Source organism: Pseudomonas sp. R3-52-08, from assembly GCF_003851745.1.
Classification (GTDB): domain Bacteria; phylum Pseudomonadota; class Gammaproteobacteria; order Pseudomonadales; family Pseudomonadaceae; genus Aquipseudomonas.
In genome coordinates, this window is the sequence record NZ_CP027730.1 from 4,510,777 (window position 1) to 4,530,106 (window position 19,330).

At 55.6% G+C, this 19,330-nt stretch carries 12 protein-coding genes, 6 tRNA genes, 3 rRNA genes and 1 riboswitch; of the genes, 6 read left to right on the forward strand and 15 right to left on the reverse strand.

Translation table 11 applies throughout. The annotated features are described in order from the left end of the window. The first annotated feature begins 13 nt into the window (after nucleotides 1-13). Nucleotides 14-484, forward strand: coding sequence for a flagella synthesis protein FlgN (locus tag C4J91_RS20745; protein ID WP_124364038.1), 471 nt, complete (start codon nucleotides 14-16; stop codon nucleotides 482-484). 96 nt (nucleotides 485-580) lie between these two features. Continuing rightward, nucleotides 581-1,330 carry a flagellar brake protein gene (locus C4J91_RS20750; RefSeq protein WP_124364039.1) on the forward strand — a complete coding sequence of 250 codons (750 nt, stop codon included), beginning with the start codon at nucleotides 581-583 and terminating at the stop codon, nucleotides 1,328-1,330. Nucleotides 1,331-1,390: 60 nt separating this feature from the next. Here C4J91_RS20750 and C4J91_RS20755 read toward each other — a convergent pair whose 3' ends face one another. From C4J91_RS20755 to C4J91_RS20790, 7 genes are all read right to left on the reverse strand, one after another. Next, complete coding sequence (locus C4J91_RS20755; RefSeq protein ID WP_124364040.1) at nucleotides 1,391-2,764, reverse strand: MFS transporter; 1,374 nt, start codon at nucleotides 2,762-2,764, stop codon at nucleotides 1,391-1,393. A gap of 391 nt (nucleotides 2,765-3,155) precedes the next feature. After that, nucleotides 3,156-3,271, reverse strand: a 5S ribosomal RNA gene (rrf, locus tag C4J91_RS20760). A 171-nt stretch (nucleotides 3,272-3,442) separates the two neighbouring features. Further along, nucleotides 3,443-6,334, reverse strand: a 23S ribosomal RNA gene (locus C4J91_RS20765). A gap of 239 nt (nucleotides 6,335-6,573) precedes the next feature. Next, nucleotides 6,574-6,649 (reverse strand) — tRNA-Ala (locus C4J91_RS20770). A 10-nt stretch (nucleotides 6,650-6,659) separates the two neighbouring features. Then, nucleotides 6,660-6,736 (reverse strand) — tRNA-Ile (locus C4J91_RS20775). Nucleotides 6,737-6,858: 122 nt separating this feature from the next. Further along, nucleotides 6,859-8,395 (reverse strand): 16S ribosomal RNA (locus tag C4J91_RS20780). The 16S, 23S and 5S rRNA genes sit together here with 2 tRNA genes alongside, the layout of an rRNA operon. A 541-nt stretch (nucleotides 8,396-8,936) precedes the next feature. Further along, nucleotides 8,937-9,013, reverse strand: a tRNA-Arg gene (locus C4J91_RS20790). Between the two features lie 322 nt (nucleotides 9,014-9,335). On the opposite strand from C4J91_RS20790, the gene C4J91_RS20795 reads away from it, so the two are divergent. The 3 genes from C4J91_RS20795 to C4J91_RS20805 all read left to right on the forward strand — a co-directional run bounded on the left by C4J91_RS20795 (nucleotide 9,336) and on the right by C4J91_RS20805 (nucleotide 10,463). Beyond that, nucleotides 9,336-9,563, forward strand: coding sequence for a hypothetical protein (locus C4J91_RS20795; RefSeq protein WP_124364041.1), 228 nt, complete (start codon nucleotides 9,336-9,338; stop codon nucleotides 9,561-9,563). 11 nt (nucleotides 9,564-9,574) lie between these two features. After that, on the forward strand, nucleotides 9,575-9,754 hold the full coding sequence (locus C4J91_RS27875) for a PA3371 family protein (RefSeq protein WP_124364042.1): 180 nt from the start codon (nucleotides 9,575-9,577) through the stop codon (nucleotides 9,752-9,754). A gap of 382 nt (nucleotides 9,755-10,136) precedes the next feature. After that, nucleotides 10,137-10,463 carry an Arc family DNA-binding protein gene (locus tag C4J91_RS20805; RefSeq protein WP_003193592.1) on the forward strand — a complete coding sequence of 109 codons (327 nt, stop codon included), beginning with the start codon at nucleotides 10,137-10,139 and terminating at the stop codon, nucleotides 10,461-10,463. Nucleotides 10,464-10,563: 100 nt separating this feature from the next. On the opposite strand, the gene mgtE is transcribed toward C4J91_RS20805, so the two are convergent. The 8 genes from mgtE to ltaE form a co-directional block, all read right to left on the reverse strand. Then, nucleotides 10,564-12,006 (reverse strand): magnesium transporter, encoded by a 1,443-nt coding sequence (mgtE, locus tag C4J91_RS20810; RefSeq protein WP_065892684.1) that lies wholly within the window; start codon nucleotides 12,004-12,006, stop codon nucleotides 10,564-10,566. 350 nt (nucleotides 12,007-12,356) lie between these two features. Beyond that, nucleotides 12,357-12,433, reverse strand: a tRNA-Arg gene (locus C4J91_RS20815). Between the two features lie 73 nt (nucleotides 12,434-12,506). Next, nucleotides 12,507-12,583 (reverse strand) — tRNA-Arg (locus C4J91_RS20820). 108 nt (nucleotides 12,584-12,691) lie between these two features. Beyond that, nucleotides 12,692-12,782 (reverse strand) — tRNA-Ser (locus tag C4J91_RS20825). A gap of 62 nt (nucleotides 12,783-12,844) precedes the next feature. Next, complete coding sequence (gene csrA, locus C4J91_RS20830; RefSeq protein ID WP_003175645.1) at nucleotides 12,845-13,033, reverse strand: carbon storage regulator CsrA; 189 nt, start codon at nucleotides 13,031-13,033, stop codon at nucleotides 12,845-12,847. A 174-nt stretch (nucleotides 13,034-13,207) separates the two neighbouring features. Further along, nucleotides 13,208-14,449 (reverse strand): aspartate kinase, encoded by a 1,242-nt coding sequence (locus C4J91_RS20835; RefSeq protein WP_065950555.1) that lies wholly within the window; start codon nucleotides 14,447-14,449, stop codon nucleotides 13,208-13,210. 97 nt (nucleotides 14,450-14,546) lie between these two features. Continuing rightward, on the reverse strand, nucleotides 14,547-17,165 hold the full coding sequence (gene alaS, locus C4J91_RS20840; protein ID WP_124364043.1) for an alanine--tRNA ligase: 2,619 nt from the start codon (nucleotides 17,163-17,165) through the stop codon (nucleotides 14,547-14,549). Between the two features lie 146 nt (nucleotides 17,166-17,311). Next, nucleotides 17,312-18,316 carry a low-specificity L-threonine aldolase gene (ltaE, locus tag C4J91_RS20845; RefSeq protein WP_124364044.1) on the reverse strand — a complete coding sequence of 335 codons (1,005 nt, stop codon included), beginning with the start codon at nucleotides 18,314-18,316 and terminating at the stop codon, nucleotides 17,312-17,314. Nucleotides 18,317-18,505: 189 nt separating this feature from the next. After that, nucleotides 18,506-18,675, forward strand: a riboswitch (FMN riboswitch). Between the two features lie 114 nt (nucleotides 18,676-18,789). Here ltaE and C4J91_RS20850 point away from each other — a divergent pair. Next, the gene (locus C4J91_RS20850) at nucleotides 18,790-19,299 is read left to right on the forward strand and encodes a 6,7-dimethyl-8-ribityllumazine synthase (RefSeq protein WP_057723717.1); all 510 of its coding nucleotides are present in this window, start codon (nucleotides 18,790-18,792) and stop codon (nucleotides 19,297-19,299) included. Nucleotides 19,300-19,330: the final 31 nt, after the last annotated feature.

The following is a 19,330-nucleotide window of genomic DNA, read 5'->3' on the forward strand; positions in this document are numbered from 1 at the left end:
CCCAAGGCCAGCCATGCACCACGACGAACATTTGCTTCAACTGATCATTGATGATCTGGCGCCGACGCAGCAATTGCTCGAGCTGCTCAAAGAGGAATCCCTGGCCCTGTATGGCCGGGATATGCCTTTGCTCGAAGAAATACTGGCGCGCAAACAGTCACTGATTGTGCTGCTCGAACAGCACGGCAAGAAGCGCAGCGAAATTCTCACCAGCCTGGGCCTGCCCGCCGATCACGACGGCCTGGCACAGCTGGCGAGTCATTCTTCGGTCGGCGATCAATTGCTGGCGCAAAGCAAAGAACTCAATCAGTTGCTCGCCCAGTGCCAGGAAGCCAATCTGCTCAACGGCCAGTCGATCCAGCTCCAGCAAACCACCACCGCCAACCAGTTACGCATCCTTCACGGCGGCGAGCCACCGGCCCTGTATAACGCCCAAGGTTCCACTTCACGCCTGGTCAAGCCAAGCACCCGCAGCCAAGCCTGACGCCGGTTTACAGCGCGAGCTATCCAAGGTGCGCTACATACTGGCAAAATGCCGGTTCTTGCGTGTAGTCGTATTTTGCCTGGAGATGGAACAACTGTGTTCAACGCCCTTAATGCGGAAGATGCACCGCAGCCACCGAAGGTCCTCACCACGCCTCTGGAAATCGCCAGCACTTTGCGAATGCTCCAGGAAAGCCATGATCCATTGATCATCACTTTCCACGAACGCAGCCAACGTTTCCAAAGCTATCTGGTGGATATCGATCGGGATAACAAAACGCTGGCACTGGACGAAATGATCCCGCGCGATGGTGAACGTTACCTGGAAAATGGCGAGCCCTTCCGCATCGAGGGTTTCCATGATGGCGTGCGGGTCGCCTGGGAAAGTAACGGCACGCTGAGCGTCAGCGAAAAAGACGGCCACCGCATTTACACTGGCGGCATGCCCGGCGAGGTGGTTTACCATCAACGTCGTAACGCATTTCGCGCTGCATTGAAGCTGGCGCAATTGGTGAACATCGAACTGGGTGGCGAGAAGCTCAAGGCACCGTTCAATGGCAAGCTGCTGGATATCTCGGCCACCGGATGCAAATTGCGCTTTGAAGGCGACATTTCCGACCGCTTGCAGCTGGGCCAAGTCTATGACCGCTTTGTCGCCGCGCTGCCGTTCGGCAACATGACCACCGCTGTCGAGCTGCGTTACCTGCATTTCGAAGACAAGATCAACACCACCTTCGCGGGTGTGCGTTTCCATAACATGAGCGGCCTGGTGCAGCGCCAGGTGGAGCGTTTTGTGTATCAACTGCAGCGCGAAGCTCGACGCTTCGACAAGGATGACGATTTTTAAGCCTTGGACGCAGCTGTAAAAAAACGGGCAGATCCTGATAGGATCTGCCCGTTTTTTCGTTCAGGGGCGTGCCCTGCTCAAATCATGGGGATGATCGTCCGGGTCAGTTGACTCCGGTGGCGTCTGCGCAGCCGGCTCGTCCACCGTGGGTTCGGGCTCTGGCTCAGGAACAGTGGCCTGCATCTGCTCCTGTACCACCTGCTCATCTACCCGTGGGTCAAGGGCGGCCACCAACGGCGAACTGGACATGCTGTCAGGCATCGCCACGTGATGCAGCGGCGCATCGTCTACCTGGTGCAGGTTAGTCACCGCCTTCGGCCGAATACGCCATACCAGGATCAACGCACACAAACTGAAGAAGGCGTACAGCATCTGGCTGCCGAACAGCTTCATCAGCACGCCCGCCAGAAGCGGCCCGATACTGGCCCCAATGCCGTAAGTCACCAGCAACATAGCGGTCAGCGACACCCTGCGATCACCTTCCACATGATCGTTGGAAAACGCCACTGCCAACGGGTAAAGACAAAACTGCACGAGTGAACATAGGAAGCCCGCCAAGAACAGCATTTCCAGAGGGACCTGGGTCATGATCGCCAAGGGCAGCGCGGCTACGGCCAAGCACAAGGCAAAGCAGCGAATCAGCAGTGCGCGGTCATAGCGGTCCGACAACCAGCCCAGCGGCCACTGCACGAGCAGTCCCGCGAAAATACAGGAGCCCATGAACAAACCGACCTGCTCGGTCGTCAACCCCTGCTGGGAGGCATAGAGCGGTGCCAAGCCGTAGAACGAGCCGACAATCAGCCCTGCCCCCAGCACTGTGCTGAGCGACTGGGGCACACGCTTGATAAAGAAACGCGGCTCCATCGGCGCCGGGTGCAACGGCGCCGGGTGAATGCGGCGGGTCATGGCTACCGGCACCAGGCAGAGGGCGAAGCACAGCGCCACCAGCATCAGCAGTTCAAGACCCAGGTGGGGATGCATGACCAGGATCAGCTGGCCCAGCACCAGACCGAGGTAAGAGGCGATCATGTAGCCGCTGAACACTACGCCGCGCTGCTTGGCATCGGCCTGCTCGTTGAGCCAGCTTTCGATGACCATGTACTGGCACATCATGCCCAGGCCCACGATCACCCGCAATACGATCCACGCCGGTAGCCAGTCGATCAAGCCATGACCCAGCACGGCCGCGCCGACGATACCGGCGCAGGTCGCGTAGGCGCGTATATGGCCGACACGCGCAATCAAACGGTGCCCGATCTTGCCACCCAGCACCAGGCCAAAGTAGTTGGCCGCCATCAGCGCACCGACCCACAGGCTGTCGACATGATCCGCCGCCAAGCGCAAGGCCAGGTAAGTACTGAGCAGGCCGGAGCCGATCAGCATCATCAAGGAGGCGAAATATAGGGCTCGAAAAGATTTCCAGATTTGGCGCATCGGCGTTCCGAGCGGCTCCTTGCAGTGAGGGGACAGGGCTATCGGCATGATAGTCCGCAGTGGTCAGGTCCGGACAGGCGGCATGAGCCGTTTCCGGGATTATTTTGCTTACCCGTTCAGACGCTGTATGCGCGTCTGCGAGGTACATGAAGTGGAGATAAATATACAACGCACCACCTGTGAACCCTGATCATAGGCAAGGTTCGACTGGTCTTTGGGTAAATGCCATAAAAGGCCCGAATAGAGCGTTCTATAGGATATAGAGCCTTCCTAGTACGTTCGCGTCGGGGTTGGAGTTATCGCGAGCAGGCTTGTGTCTGCAAGAGATGTGGGTTTCGACCGCGCAAAACAAAACCCCATCTGCTTTCGCAAATGGGGTTTCGGAATTTAATCTTGACGATGACCTACTCTCACATGGGGAAACCCCACACTACCATCGGCGATGCATCGTTTCACTACTGAGTTCGGGATGGGATCAGGTGGTTCCAATGCTCTATGGTCGTCAAGAAATTCGGGTACTGAGTCGTGGCCAGATGGCCTCGCTTCAGCAAATTGGGTATGGGATAGAAGTCGGTGTTTTGTGAGCCTCGAACTTTCGGTTCATTGCGTCTTCACACACCGCAATCTGATGCTTCTGCTTTTTTAAAGTCAGGAGTAGTCAAATTGCTTGGGTGTTATATGGTCAAGCCTCACGGGCAATTAGTATTGGTTAGCTCAACGCCTCACAGCGCTTACACACCCAACCTATCAACGTCGTAGTCTTCGACGGCCCTTCAGGGGACTCAAGGTCCCAGTGAGATCTCATCTTGAGGCTAGTTTCCCGCTTAGATGCTTTCAGCGGTTATCTATTCCGAACATAGCTACCCGGCAATGCCACTGGCGTGACAACCGGAACACCAGAGGTTCGTCCACTCCGGTCCTCTCGTACTAGGAGCAGCCCCTCTCAAATCTCAAACGTCCACGGCAGATAGGGACCGAACTGTCTCACGACGTTCTAAACCCAGCTCGCGTACCACTTTAAATGGCGAACAGCCATACCCTTGGGACCGGCTTCAGCCCCAGGATGTGATGAGCCGACATCGAGGTGCCAAACACCGCCGTCGATATGAACTCTTGGGCGGTATCAGCCTGTTATCCCCGGAGTACCTTTTATCCGTTGAGCGATGGCCCTTCCATACAGAACCACCGGATCACTAAGACCTACTTTCGTACCTGCTCGACGTGTCTGTCTCGCAGTCAAGCGCGCTTTTGCCTTTATACTCTACGACCGATTTCCGACCGGTCTGAGCGCACCTTCGTACTCCTCCGTTACTCTTTAGGAGGAGACCGCCCCAGTCAAACTACCCACCATACACTGTCCTCGATCCGGATAACGGACCTGAGTTAGAACCTCAAAGTTGCCAGGGTGGTATTTCAAGGTTGGCTCCACGCGAACTGGCGTCCACGCTTCAAAGCCTCCCACCTATCCTACACAAGCAAATTCAAAGTCCAGTGCAAAGCTATAGTAAAGGTTCACGGGGTCTTTCCGTCTAGCCGCGGATACACTGCATCTTCACAGCGATTTCAATTTCACTGAGTCTCGGGTGGAGACAGCGCCGCCATCGTTACGCCATTCGTGCAGGTCGGAACTTACCCGACAAGGAATTTCGCTACCTTAGGACCGTTATAGTTACGGCCGCCGTTTACCGGGGCTTCGATCAAGAGCTTCGCGTTAGCTAACCCCATCAATTAACCTTCCGGCACCGGGCAGGCGTCACACCCTATACGTCCACTTTCGTGTTTGCAGAGTGCTGTGTTTTTAATAAACAGTCGCAGCGGCCTGGTATCTTCGACCGGCATGAGCTTACGGAGCAAGTCCTTCACCCTCACCGGCGCACCTTCTCCCGAAGTTACGGTGCCATTTTGCCTAGTTCCTTCACCCGAGTTCTCTCAAGCGCCTTGGTATTCTCTACCCAACCACCTGTGTCGGTTTGGGGTACGGTTCCTGGTTACCTGAAGCTTAGAAGCTTTTCTTGGAAGCATGGCATCAACCACTTCGTCGTCTAAAAGACAACTCGTCATCAGCTCTCGGCCTTAGAATCCCGGATTTACCTAAGATTCCAGCCTACCACCTTAAACTTGGACAACCAACGCCAAGCTGGCCTAGCCTTCTCCGTCCCTCCATCGCAATAACCAGAAGTACAGGAATATTAACCTGTTTTCCATCGACTACGCTTTTCAGCCTCGCCTTAGGGACCGACTAACCCTGCGTCGATTAACGTTGCGCAGGAAACCTTGGTCTTTCGGCGTGGGTGTTTTTCACACCCATTGTCGTTACTCATGTCAGCATTCGCACTTCTGATACCTCCAGCAAGCTTCTCAACTCACCTTCACAGGCTTACAGAACGCTCCTCTACCGCATCACTTACGTGATACCCGTAGCTTCGGTGTATGGTTTGAGCCCCGTTACATCTTCCGCGCAGGCCGACTCGACTAGTGAGCTATTACGCTTTCTTTAAAGGGTGGCTGCTTCTAAGCCAACCTCCTAGCTGTCTAAGCCTTCCCACATCGTTTCCCACTTAACCATAACTTTGGGACCTTAGCTGACGGTCTGGGTTGTTTCCCTTTTCACGACGGACGTTAGCACCCGCCGTGTGTCTCCCATGCTCGGCACTTGTAGGTATTCGGAGTTTGCATCGGTTTGGTAAGTCGGGATGACCCCCTAGCCGAAACAGTGCTCTACCCCCTACAGTGATACATGAGGCGCTACCTAAATAGCTTTCGAGGAGAACCAGCTATCTCCGAGCTTGATTAGCCTTTCACTCCGATCCACAGGTCATCCGCTAACTTTTCAACGGTAGTCGGTTCGGTCCTCCAGTTAGTGTTACCCAACCTTCAACCTGCCCATGGATAGATCGCCCGGTTTCGGGTCTATTCCCAGCGACTAGACGCCCTATTAAGACTCGCTTTCGCTACGCCTCCCCTATTCGGTTAAGCTCGCCACTGAAAATAAGTCGCTGACCCATTATACAAAAGGTACGCAGTCACCCAACAAAGTAGGCTCCCACTGCTTGTACGCATACGGTTTCAGGATCTATTTCACTCCCCTCTCCGGGGTTCTTTTCGCCTTTCCCTCACGGTACTAGTTCACTATCGGTCAGTCAGTAGTATTTAGCCTTGGAGGATGGTCCCCCCATATTCAGACAAAGTTTCTCGTGCTCCGTCCTACTCGATTTCATGACTAAGAGATTTTCGCGTACAGGGCTATCACCCACTATGGCCGCACTTTCCAGAGCGTTCCGCTAATCTCAAAGCCACTTAAGGGCTAGTCCCCGTTCGCTCGCCACTACTAAGGGAATCTCGGTTGATTTCTTTTCCTCAGGGTACTTAGATGTTTCAGTTCCCCTGGTTCGCTCCATACACCTATGTATTCAGTGTAAGGTAACCATCTTATGATGGCTGGGTTCCCCCATTCAGACATCTCCGGATCAAAGTCTGTTTGCCGACTCCCCGAAGCTTTTCGCAGGCTACCACGTCTTTCATCGCCTCTGACTGCCAAGGCATCCACCGTATGCGCTTCTTCACTTGACCATATAACCCCAAGCAATCTGGTTATACTGTGAAGACAACATTCGCCGAAAATTCGATCATACTCAATTAAGAGCGACTCACAAATTTTACCTTAGCCTGAGCCGTTACCAGTGAAAGTAACGTTCAGTCTATCTTTCTATCACATACCCAAATTTTTAAAGAACGATCTAATCAAAGACTAGAAATCAATATTCACAGCGGAATACTCATTTCTAAACTCTAACAGCAGAAACAGTTAATGGTGGAGCCAAACGGGATCGAACCGTTGACCTCCTGCGTGCAAGGCAGGCGCTCTCCCAGCTGAGCTATGGCCCCATAACAAAATTGGTGGGTCTGGGCAGATTCGAACTGCCGACCTCACCCTTATCAGGGGTGCGCTCTAACCAACTGAGCTACAGACCCAATTTCGAGCGCAACTGATTAGCTAAGAGCTATCAGCTTGGAGCTTAAAGCTGCTTCTATCGTCTTCTTCAATGAATCAAGCAATTCGTGTGGGAACTTATGGAGCAGCTGATGTCGTCGATTAAGGAGGTGATCCAGCCGCAGGTTCCCCTACGGCTACCTTGTTACGACTTCACCCCAGTCATGAATCACACCGTGGTAACCGTCCTCCCGAAGGTTAGACTAGCTACTTCTGGTGCAACCCACTCCCATGGTGTGACGGGCGGTGTGTACAAGGCCCGGGAACGTATTCACCGCGACATTCTGATTCGCGATTACTAGCGATTCCGACTTCACGCAGTCGAGTTGCAGACTGCGATCCGGACTACGATCGGTTTTCTGGGATTAGCTCCACCTCGCGGCTTGGCAACCCTCTGTACCGACCATTGTAGCACGTGTGTAGCCCAGGCCGTAAGGGCCATGATGACTTGACGTCATCCCCACCTTCCTCCGGTTTGTCACCGGCAGTCTCCTTAGAGTGCCCACCATAACGTGCTGGTAACTAAGGACAAGGGTTGCGCTCGTTACGGGACTTAACCCAACATCTCACGACACGAGCTGACGACAGCCATGCAGCACCTGTCTCAATGTTCCCGAAGGCACCAATCCATCTCTGGAAAGTTCATTGGATGTCAAGGCCTGGTAAGGTTCTTCGCGTTGCTTCGAATTAAACCACATGCTCCACCGCTTGTGCGGGCCCCCGTCAATTCATTTGAGTTTTAACCTTGCGGCCGTACTCCCCAGGCGGTCAACTTAATGCGTTAGCTGCGCCACTAAGAGCTCAAGGCTCCCAACGGCTAGTTGACATCGTTTACGGCGTGGACTACCAGGGTATCTAATCCTGTTTGCTCCCCACGCTTTCGCACCTCAGTGTCAGTGTTGGTCCAGGTGGTCGCCTTCGCCACTGGTGTTCCTTCCTATATCTACGCATTTCACCGCTACACAGGAAATTCCACCACCCTCTACCACACTCTAGTCAGTCAGTTTTGAATGCAGTTCCCAGGTTGAGCCCGGGGATTTCACATCCAACTTAACAAACCACCTACGCGCGCTTTACGCCCAGTAATTCCGATTAACGCTTGCACCCTCTGTATTACCGCGGCTGCTGGCACAGAGTTAGCCGGTGCTTATTCTGTCGGTAACGTCAAAACAATCACGTATTAGGTAACTGCCCTTCCTCCCAACTTAAAGTGCTTTACAATCCGAAGACCTTCTTCACACACGCGGCATGGCTGGATCAGGCTTTCGCCCATTGTCCAATATTCCCCACTGCTGCCTCCCGTAGGAGTCTGGACCGTGTCTCAGTTCCAGTGTGACTGATCATCCTCTCAGACCAGTTACGGATCGTCGCCTTGGTGAGCCATTACCTCACCAACTAGCTAATCCGACCTAGGCTCATCTGATAGCGCAAGGCCCGAAGGTCCCCTGCTTTCTCCCGTAGGATGTATGCGGTATTAGCGTCCGTTTCCGAACGTTATCCCCCACTATCAGGCAGATTCCTAGGCATTACTCACCCGTCCGCCGCTCTCAAGAGAAGCAAGCTTCTCTCTACCGCTCGACTTGCATGTGTTAGGCCTGCCGCCAGCGTTCAATCTGAGCCATGATCAAACTCTTCAGTTCAAACATCTTTGGGTTTTTAAGAAACCCTAAACTTGGCTCAGCAATCGTTGGTTACATCTTTGATTTCTCGCGGAGTAACTTGTGATGCTGATAATCTTGTTGACTATCAGTCTGACTCCACAAGCACCCACACGAATTGCTTGATTCAGTTGTTAAAGAGCGGTTGGCTAAGAGCTATTCGTCTCAACCGAGGCGCGCATTCTACAGCAGCCTCATTTGCTGTCAAGTGGTTATTTTCAGAAGTTTTCGAAGATTTCTTCAGCAACTTCAACCACTTGCGCTTGCGATCTCTCGTAAGCGGGAGGCGAATTCTACAGTTTTAAGCAGCAGCGTCAAGCAGTTAAATCAAAAACCTGGGAATTCTTTTCCATCCCACCGCCCTTCTATATAGAGCAAACAAAAGGACGACCCAGGGACCATCGCGATTCGATTGCCCACCGAACAGCAACTGAATACCGCCGCACTTCTCACGGCTACAGTCAGGAAGCTAAGGAAGCGATGGTTTTGACATGACGAACGCAACAAGACAACAACTGAGGGATGGTGTCCCAGGGCCGGTTCGAACGGCCAACCTTCCCCTTAGGAGGGGGATGCTCTATCCAATTGAGCTACTGGGACAAATCGCAATCAACAAGCCAAAGGCTCAACGACGGACGGCGTGCATGTTAACGGGCAAGGTAGTTTTTGTCATGTCATCCCTTGGCTTTTTGATCGTAAGCCAACGCTTGCAAGCATGCGGTAGCGCAGCCCAATACAATCCGGGCGACCTATGCTGTCGTGCAAAATGCACTCCCCCAAAGTGCCATCATTGCAAATTGCACTACATGACACGCCATAAAACAAGATAACTCATTGATTATATTGAATAAATCAGTTGGCACGCGACCTGCAAGACTTCTCCCACAACCCCATTTGGCCAAGGCATACGGAGAAGAAGACCATGAACAGCGCCCTACTACTCGCCCTCAACACAATGGCACTGGCCGCGCTGGTAACTTTTCACTTCTTTCCAGCCAAATCGCAAGACCCAGCCCAAATCACCCAGGCCGTACCGCACCACCTGCAGCAAAGACCACAGCTGGCGGTGATGACAGCCGACCCTCAATCCCCTATTCGTTTGACCCAAGGCACCCAAGCCACCCCAACATCCGAACACTGGGTTTTCTGAGAGCGCTACTCATGTCCAAACCTGCATGGCTTTTTCTGTGCCTGACGCTCGCGACCGCCCTACTGGGCTTTAGTAATGCTATGCAAGAAACTCGCACCCTGACGTTCATCGCCAGTGCTGTTTTTGGATGCCTCTTGGTCCTGACACTCGCCCTCGGGCGGCGGATAAAATTCGACCCCATACTGCGTTAACCCCCCTCCAGCCGACCTTATGTCGCTTTGCGCTAGCAAATCAGCAAACTGCCACTACCCTTACAGATGAGGGCAAAAGGCCATGTTGCTTAAGGCGTGCGCTCTTTAACCCGATTTCGGATAAGGCTTACGTGAAGATCAGGAGTACCCGATCCAACGCGAAAACTTTTCCAACCAGTCCGCAAAAATGCAAATCAGTGCTGGCATAAAGCCTTTAGGCGGTTCAATATTTGTCACAGAATTGACGCCAAGGAAATGTCAAATCTGAGGCATGATGCGGCCTCTTTGCAATTCGGGTTGAACTTTGGTCGTGAGCCTTGTCTTAACACTCATCTTGCGGCCAATTCCAAAAACCGCTCCCCTGAACTAACCGGTTAAATATATGCGCCCATTGAAACAGGCAATTTATTCCAGCCGTACGGCTGACAAGTTCGTCGTACGTCTGCCAGACGGAATGCGGGAACGCATTGCCGAGGTGGCTCGCAATCATCATCGCAGCATGAACTCCGAAATCATCGCTCGCCTGGAACAGAGCCTTATTCAGGAAGGCGCCTTGGGTGAAGAGTTGAGCATGCGCCTGGACAGCCCAGAGCTGTCACTGCACGAACGCGAACTGCTGCAGCGTTTTCGTCAGCTTTCCCACCGCCAGCAAAATGCTCTCGTCTCGCTGATCGCGCACGACGTAGAGGCGGCCGCAGAAGCCAATTGATTTGCAGCTGAAAGCCGAAGCCAGCCATGTGCTGGCTTTTTTTTGCGTGGGATTTGAGCAAGAAAGCAATGCGAGGGCAGATTTGCCCCCGCAGGAAAGGTCAGAGCAGGAAGATCGTAGCCAAGCCCAGGAAGATGAAAAAGCCACCACTGTCAGTCATGGCCGTGATCATCACGCTGGCCCCCATGGCAGGATCGCGCCCCAGACGCGCCAGGGTCATAGGGATCAAAACCCCCATCAAGGCAGCCAAAAGCAAATTGAGGGTCATGGCAGCGGTCATCACCACACCCAGCGACCAACTGCCATATAGCAAGTAAGCCACCACGCCGATTACGCCTCCCCACACCAGGCCGTTGATGAGGCCCACAGCCAATTCCTTGCGCAGCAGGCGCGAAGAGTTGGCGGTACTGACCTGATCCAGCGCCATGGCGCGTACGATCATGGTGATGGTCTGATTACCGGAGTTACCGCCGATGCCGGCCACAATCGGCATCAACGCCGCCAGGGCCACCAACTTTTCGATGGAGCCCTCGAACAGCCCGATCACGCGGGACGCGATAAATGCAGTAATCAGGTTGACGGCCAGCCAAGCCCAGCGGTTGTGCAGCGAACGCCAGACTGACGCAAAAATATCTTCCTCTTCACGCAAACCCGCCATGTTGAGGACTTCGGTTTCACTCTCTTCGCGAATAAGGTCAACGATTTCGTCAATCGTCAGACGGCCGATCAACTTGCCGTTCTTGTCCACCACCGGGGCAGAGATCAAGTCGTAACGCTCAAAAGCTTGGGCTGCGTCGTAGGCATCTTCATCCGGATGAAAGCTCACGGTATCGCTGGCCATCAGGTCAGCAACTCTCTTCTCCGGATCATTTACCAGCAGGCGCTTGATGGGCAATACGCCCTTGAGAATGCCTTCGTAGTCGACCACAAACAGCTTGTCGGTATGCCCCGGCAGCTCTTTGAGACGGCGCAGGTAGCGCAGTACCACTTCCAGGCTGACGTCTTCGCGGATGGTGACCATCTCGAAGTCCATCAATGCGCCGACCTGGTCTTCATCATAAGACAGTGCGGAACGCACACGCTCACGCTGCTGAGTGTCCAATGCCTCCATCAGCTCATGAACAACATCGCGCGGCAATTCAGGCGCCAGGTCGGCCAGCTCGTCCGCATCCATCTCCTTGGCCGCAGCCAGGAGCTCATGATCGTCCATGTCGGCGATCAGGGTTTCACGGACCGAATCGGATACTTCGAGGAGAATGTCGCCGTCGCGATCAGCCTTGACCAACTGCCAGAGCGTCAGGCGATCATCCAGCGGCAAGGCTTCGAGAATATAAGCAACGTCGGCGGAGTGCAGGTCATCGAGTTTGCGTTGCAGCTCGACGAGATTTTGCCGGTGAACCAGGTTTTCGACGCGGTCGTGGTGCGGTCCTTCCTGGCGGTGCGTGAGGTCTTCGACCACGCGCTGGCGCTGCAGCAGCTCGATAACTTGAGCCAGGCGATCCTGCAGGCTTTCTTGTGTTTTCTTTACTTCTACTTCGGTCATAGGCGAACTCCACTCCCAGCAGCGGAGCGCGCCGGAAGAATCAATCAGTCAATTCATGATTGGTAAAGCGGGATACTGAGTAACTACTGGGTAAGTCCATGGAGGCATTCCACAAGCCCCGGCGGGGCTGACCGGCGCATGATACACCGCTCGGCCGCTTTTAACGTCAAAAAAAACTGGAAAGAACAAGCGCTTGCAAGCCAAAGCTGAGTGTTGGCTACATCTATGAACTGCGACGACGCAGCGGGAAGGGAAAACACAAGGGAAACAGAAAAAGACGTACGCCAGGATAAAACCTACACAAACCCCAGACGGCAAAAAGCCCGCACTAGGCGGGCTTTTTGTTTGTATGGTGCACTCGACAGGATTCGAACCTGTGACCGCTCGGTTCGTAGCCGAGTACTCTATCCAGCTGAGCTACGAGTGCAGAGTGTGTTTTTTAGACCAGATCACAACTGGTTGAAACCAAGCCATCTGCATCGCTGCAACTGACTCTTAAATGGTGCACTCGACAGGATTCGAACCTGTGACCGCTCGGTTCGTAGCCGAGTACTCTATCCAGCTGAGCTACGAGTGCATTTGTTGCCGCGCATTATAGGCCGTTCAATCTCTATGTAAAGCTATTTTTTCGATCAATTTCAACAACTTACCGAAAAAACCAGATTGCAACGAACTAAGCAAATAATGGCGGAGAACGGGGGATTCGAACCCCCGACACCCTTTTGAGGTGTACTCCCTTAGCAGGGGAGCGCCTTCGGCCACTCGGCCAGCTCTCCGCAACACGGGGCGTATATTAACCACGTTCCTCCCCGTTTGCAAACATAAAAAACGATAAAAATTAAAGGCTTGGTTCTTCGTCCTTCTCTTTCTTGATCCGCAGGTAGATTTCCTCGCGATGGACCGCTACCTCTTTCGGAGCGTTAACCCCGATACGCACTTGATTGCCTTTGACGCCGAGCACGGTCACGGTGATTTCGCCATCACCGATAATCAGGCTTTCTGCGCAACGACGAGTCAGAATCAACATACCTTTCACCTCACGCAATTCATTTCAGGAACAACAGTCTGCAAAAAAAAGGCATTCGACCTACAACCAAAAGGCCGTAGCCCTACCGCCTAAGTATTGTCGAGCCCACGCAAAAGAACATGCGCCCTACAAAAAAATGAAAGGCGCGGTAAGCCGCGCCTTCCTGGCATCGCATCACTCGCCCTGTCGGGCCGGAGCGTCCAGCTCAAAAGCGGTATGCAGCGCGCGCACGGCCAGTTCCAGGTACTTTTCTTCAATCACTACCGAGACTTTGATTTCCGACGTGGAGATCATCTGGATGTTGATGCTTTCCTTGGCCAGCGCCTCGAACATGCGGCTGGCAACACCGGCATGGGAGCGCATGCCCACACCCACGATCGACACCTTGGCAATTTTGGTATCGCCGATCACTTCACGGGCGCCGATCTCGCGTGCAGTGTTCTGCAGGATACGCTCGGCCGCATCGTACTCGTTGCGGTGCACGGTGAAGGTGAAATCGGTGGTGTTATCGTGCGAAACGTTCTGCACGATCATGTCGACTTCGATATTCGCGCCGCTGATAGGACCGAGGATCTTGAAGGCCACACCCGGAGTGTCTGGCACGCCACGGATCGTCAGCTTGGCTTCATCGCGGTTGAAAGCGATGCCGGAAATGATCGGCTGTTCCATGGATTCCTCTTCATCAATAGTAATGAGGGTGCCCGGACCCTCTTTGAAGCTGTGCAATACGCGCAGCGGAACGTTGTACTTGCCGGCGAATTCCACCGCACGAATCTGCAGCACCTTGGAACCGAGGCTGGCCATTTCCAGCATCTCCTCAAAGGTGATCTTGTCCAGGCGCTGGGCCACGGACACGACGCGCGGGTCGGTAGTGTAGACGCCATCCACATCAGTATAGATCTGGCATTCGTCAGCCTTGAGAGCCGCTGCCAGCGCCACGCCCGTGGTGTCCGAACCGCCACGCCCAAGCGTGGTGATATTGCCCTGCTCGTCAACACCCTGGAAACCCGCTACCACGACCACGCGCCCAGCTTTCAGATCAGCACGAATCTTCTGATCGTCGATCTGCAGGATGCGCGCCTTGGTATGTGCGCTGTCGGTAAGAATGCGCACCTGACTGCCAGTGTAGGACACCGCTGGCACACCGCGCTTGTTCAGGGCCATGGCCAGCAGCGCAATGGTCACCTGCTCACCGGTGGACACAATCACATCCAGCTCACGCGGGAGCGGTTGTTGATCACCGCTGATGGCCTTGGCCAGGTCGATCAGGCGATTGGTCTCGCCGCTCATGGCCGACAACACCACCACCAGGTCGTCGCCAGCATCACGGAACTTCTTAACCTTGTCGGCCACCTGCTCGATTCTTTCGACAGAACCGACCGAGGTGCCTCCGAATTTCTGTACGATCAAAGCCATTTCTAAGCCGCCTCAGCCCGTAAAGGGGCGCCCAATAAACGAATCTTCCAGCAACCGAGCGAGCCCACGACTAGACCATGGGCTCATTAACAGCGCCTTAAATACCTGCCTCGACAAACGGCACGGTCAAGGCCAGCGCCGCGTCCAGGGCGCCGGCATCTACACCACCGCCTTGCGCCATGTCCGGACGACCACCGCCCTTGCCGCCCACTGCCGCAGCGGCTTGCTTCATCAAATCACCGGCTTTGAGTTGGCCAGTCAGGTCCTTGGTTACACCGGCAACCAACACGACCTTATCCTCATGGACACTGCCGAGCAGGATCACTGCGCGGCCGAGCTTGTTCTTCAACTGATCGACCAAGGCCAGTAACGCCTTGCCATCCTGACCGTCCAGGCGCGCCGCCAGGACTTTTACGTCCTTGACGTCAACCGCCGAGGCCGACAGATCGTCGCCCGCAGCACTGGCCGCCTTGGCTTGCAACTGCTCCAGCTGTTTCTCCAGCGCACGGTTGCGCTCAAGCACGGCGGACAGCTTGTCGATCAGATTGTCGCGGCTGCCCTTGACCAGGCCGGCCGCTTCCTTGAGTTGTTCTTCGGCTGCGTTGAGATAGGCAAGCGCCGCGGCACCGGTGACTGCCTCGATACGACGCACACCGGAGGCCACACCGCCTTCGCTGATGATTTTCAACAGGCCGATGTCACCGGTGCGGTTGGCGTGGATACCGCCACACAGCTCCACCGAGAAACTGCCGCCCATGCTCAGTACGCGTACTTCATCGCCATACTTCTCGCCAAACAGCGCCATGGCGCCCTTGTTCCTGGCGGTTTCGATATCCGTTTCCTCGGTTTCAACCGGGGTGTTCTTACGGATTTCGGCGTTGACGATATCTTCCAGCGCCTTGATCTGATCAGGCTTGATCGCTTCGAAGTGGCTGAAGTCGAAACGCAGGCGCTGGCTGTCGACCAACGAGCCCTTCTGCTGCACATGCTCGCCCAGCACCTGACGCAATGCAGCGTGCAGCAAGTGAGTGGCCGAGTGGTTCAACGCAGTTGCATGCCGTACATCGGCATCGACCTGAGTCTCGACTGGCGCGCCGACGACCAGGTTGCCCAGCACCAACACACCATGGTGCAGGAACGCGCCACCGGTCTTGGTGGTGTCGCGCACGTCGAAACGACCGGACGTCGAACTGAGGAAACCACAGTCACCGATTTGCCCGCCCGACTCCGCGTAGAACGGCGTCTGGTCCAGGACCACCACCGCTTCATCGCCCTCGTTCAGCACATCGACTGACTTGCCGTCTTTATAAATGGCAACGATTTTGGCCGCGCCGGCGGTAGCCTTGTAGCCGATGAACTCGGTAGGCACATCAACCTTGACCAGGGTGTTGTAGTCCAGGCCAAACGAGCTGGCGGAACGCGCACGCACACGCTGGGCTTCCATCTCACGCTCGAAACCGGCCTCATCGACGGTCAGCTCACGCTCACGGGCGATGTCGGCGGTCAGGTCCATCGGGAAACCATAGGTGTCGTAGAGTTTGAACACCACATCGCCCGGCACCACGGTGCCTTTGAGTTCAGCCAGGTCCTGCTCGAGAATTTTCAGGCCGTGCTCCAGGGTCTTGGAGAACTGCTCTTCCTCAGCCTTGAGCACCCGCTCGATGTTGGCTTGTTGCTGCTTCAGTTCCGGGAAGGCATCGCCCATCTCGGCTACCAGGGCAGCCACGATCTTGTAGAAGAAGCTGCCGGTAGCGCCCAGTTTGTTACCGTGACGGCAGGCGCGACGGATGATGCGGCGCAGCACATAGCCACGGCCTTCGTTGGACGGCAGCACCCCATCGGCAATCAGGAAACCGCAGGAGCGGATGTGGTCCGATACGACCTTGAGCGAAGACTGGCCTTCATTGGCGCAGCCAATGGCCGCAGCCGATGCACTCAACAGGTTGGTGAACAGGTCGATTTCATAGTTGGAATGAACGTGCTGCATGACCGCACTGATCCGTTCCAGCCCCATGCCGGTGTCCACCGACGGTGCCGGCAACGGATGCAACACGCCATCAGCGGTGCGGTTGAACTGCATGAACACGTTGTTCCAGATTTCGATGTAGCGGTCGCCGTCTTCATCCGGCGAACCCGGTGGGCCACCCCAGATGTCGGCACCGTGATCGTAGAAAATCTCGGTGCAGGGGCCGCAAGGGCCGGTGTCACCCATGGTCCAGAAGTTATCGGAGGCGTACGGCGCACCTTTGTTGTCGCCGATGCGGATCATGCGCTCGGCGGGCACGCCGATTTGCTGGGTCCAGATGTCATACGCTTCGTCATCCGTGGCATAGACGGTTACCCAGAGCTTTTCCTTGGGCAGCTTCAGCACGCCGGTCAGGAAGGTCCAGGCGAAGGTGATCGCGTCTTTCTTGAAATAATCGCCGAAGCTGAAGTTACCCAGCATTTCGAAGAAGGTGTGGTGGCGCGCGGTGTAACCCACGTTTTCCAGGTCACTGTTCTTGCCGCCGGCGCGTACGCACTTCTGACTGCTGGTGGCGCGGGTGTAGGCGCGTTTTTCCTGGCCCAGGAAACAGTCCTTGAACTGGTTCATCCCCGCGTTAGTGAACAGCAGGGTGGGGTCATTGCCTGGGATCAAAGAGCTTGAGGCTACACGGGTGTGGCCTTGCTCTTCGAAGAAGCGAAGGAAGGCTTCACGGATTTCTGCGCTTTTCATTAGGTTCTTCCACGGAGGCTGCGGCCAAAGGCCAGTGCGCAACATCATCAGACGAAGCGACGGCAAAGGGCCGCATTATATCGGCCCTTTGCCGGTGGTACAGCGTGTTTATGTGATAGAAGCAGTCAATTAGACGGCCTGCACTGTCATTTCTGCGAAAATGCGACGAATGTCTGCACGACTTGCTCAATCTGCGCCCGGCTGACGTCCAGGTGCGTCACCATGCGCAGGCGCGGAGCGGCGCTCAACTTGATGCCGCGCTCGGCGGCAAACGCTTTCAACGCCTGGGCCCGGTCATCGATCTGCACATAGACCATGTTGGTCTGTACCGGCTCCACCGTATAACCCGCCTGGCGCAACTCATCCCCCAGCCACTGCGCATTGGCGTGGTCATCGGCCAAACGCTGCACCTGATGATCCAGGGCATACAGGCCTGCCGCCGCCAGTGAGCCGACCTGGCGCATGCCGCCGCCGACCATCTTGCGCAGACGCCTTGCCTTGGCGATCAATGCCGTGGACCCGCACAGCACCGAACCGACCGGCGCACCGAGCCCCTTGGACAGGCACACCGACACCGAGTCGAAATGCCCGGCAATTTCACGCGCGTCCACGCCCAGCTTGACCGCTGCGTTGTAGAGCCGCGCGCCGTCCAGATGCAACGCCAGGCCGTGTTCACGGGTAAACGCCCGCGCCTTGGTCAGGTATGCCAATGGCAGCACCTTGCCTTGCATGGTGTTTTCCAGCGCCAGCAAGCGCGTGCGGGCGAAGTGGAAATCATCGGGTTTGATCGCCGCCAGCACCTGGTCGAGGTCCAGGGACCCGTCTGGCTGCACCTCCAGCGGCTGGGGCTGGATCGAACCCAACACGGCTGCCCCGCCCCCTTCGTATTTGTAGGTGTGGGCCTGTTGCCCGACGATGTATTCCTCGCCGCGCTCACAGTGGGCCATCAACGCCAGCAGGTTGCTCATGGTGCCGGTGGGCACGAACAGCGCGGCCGGAAAGCCCAGGCGCCTGCCCAACTCAGCCTCCAGTCGGTTGACGCTGGGGTCTTCGCCGTAGACGTCGTCACCGCTGACGGCGCTGGCCATCGCATCGAGCATACCGGGGGTGGGTTGGGTCACGGTGTCGCTGCGCAGGTCGATCACGGTCATGAAGGGGGCCTCTAACGGAATGGATAAGTCCTTTTGTGAGTGATTACTGCGGGCAAAGCCACGCAATATCAAGTCCCACCGCATTCAATCGCATACCCACCAAACAAACCGATATAGCTTATCGATACGGCAACCGTGCAGTTTTTGAAAAAGCATGTTAAAAACTCTCCGCCGCCAGGGTTCTGGCGGCAACGTTCTCAGGGCGGGGTGCAATTCCCCACCGGCGGTAATTGCGCGCAATGTGCATAGCCCGCGAGCGCTTGGCGCCTCGAACTGCTCAGGCAGGACGGCGACAAGGTCAGCAGACCCGGTGTGATCCCGGGGCCGACGGTCATAGTCCGGATGAAGAGAGAACGGGATTGGCACCTAAGGGCCGCACGTTGAATTCATGCCTGCATGAAAACAGCGGTGCATACCCTTAAATCCCATTCGATTCATAACGCCCTGTTTTTTTCTTAAACAGGAGTCAGAACATGCAACCCACCGCAATCGACAGCAAAAGCAAAAACCACCACGGCGAGCGCGTCGCATTTATCCAGGCCTGCTGGCACAAGGATATTGTCGATCAGTCGCGCAAAGGTTTCCTCGCCGAAATGATCGCCCAGGGCTACCAGGAATCGGATATCGACTTCTTCGAAGTCGGCGGCGCCTTTGAAATGCCCCTGCACGCCAAGCTGCTGGCCAAGACCGGCCGTTACGCCGGTATCGTCGCCGCCGCGCTGGTGGTGGATGGCGGCATCTACCGTCACGAATTCGTCGCCCAATCGGTGGTCAGCGGCCTGATGCAAGTGCAGCTCGAAACCGAAGTGCCAGTATTTTCGGTGTCGCTGACCCCACACCACTTCCACGGCGGCAGCGAACACACCACGTTCTTCTACGAGCACTTCGTGCACAAGGGCCAGGAAGCTGCGCGTACGTGTGCCGACACGCTGCACAAGGTCCGTGCGATCCGCCGCAGCGAGCCACGCGCTGTAGCGGTGTAAGCCACGCTGCAAAACCAATGTGGGAGGGGGC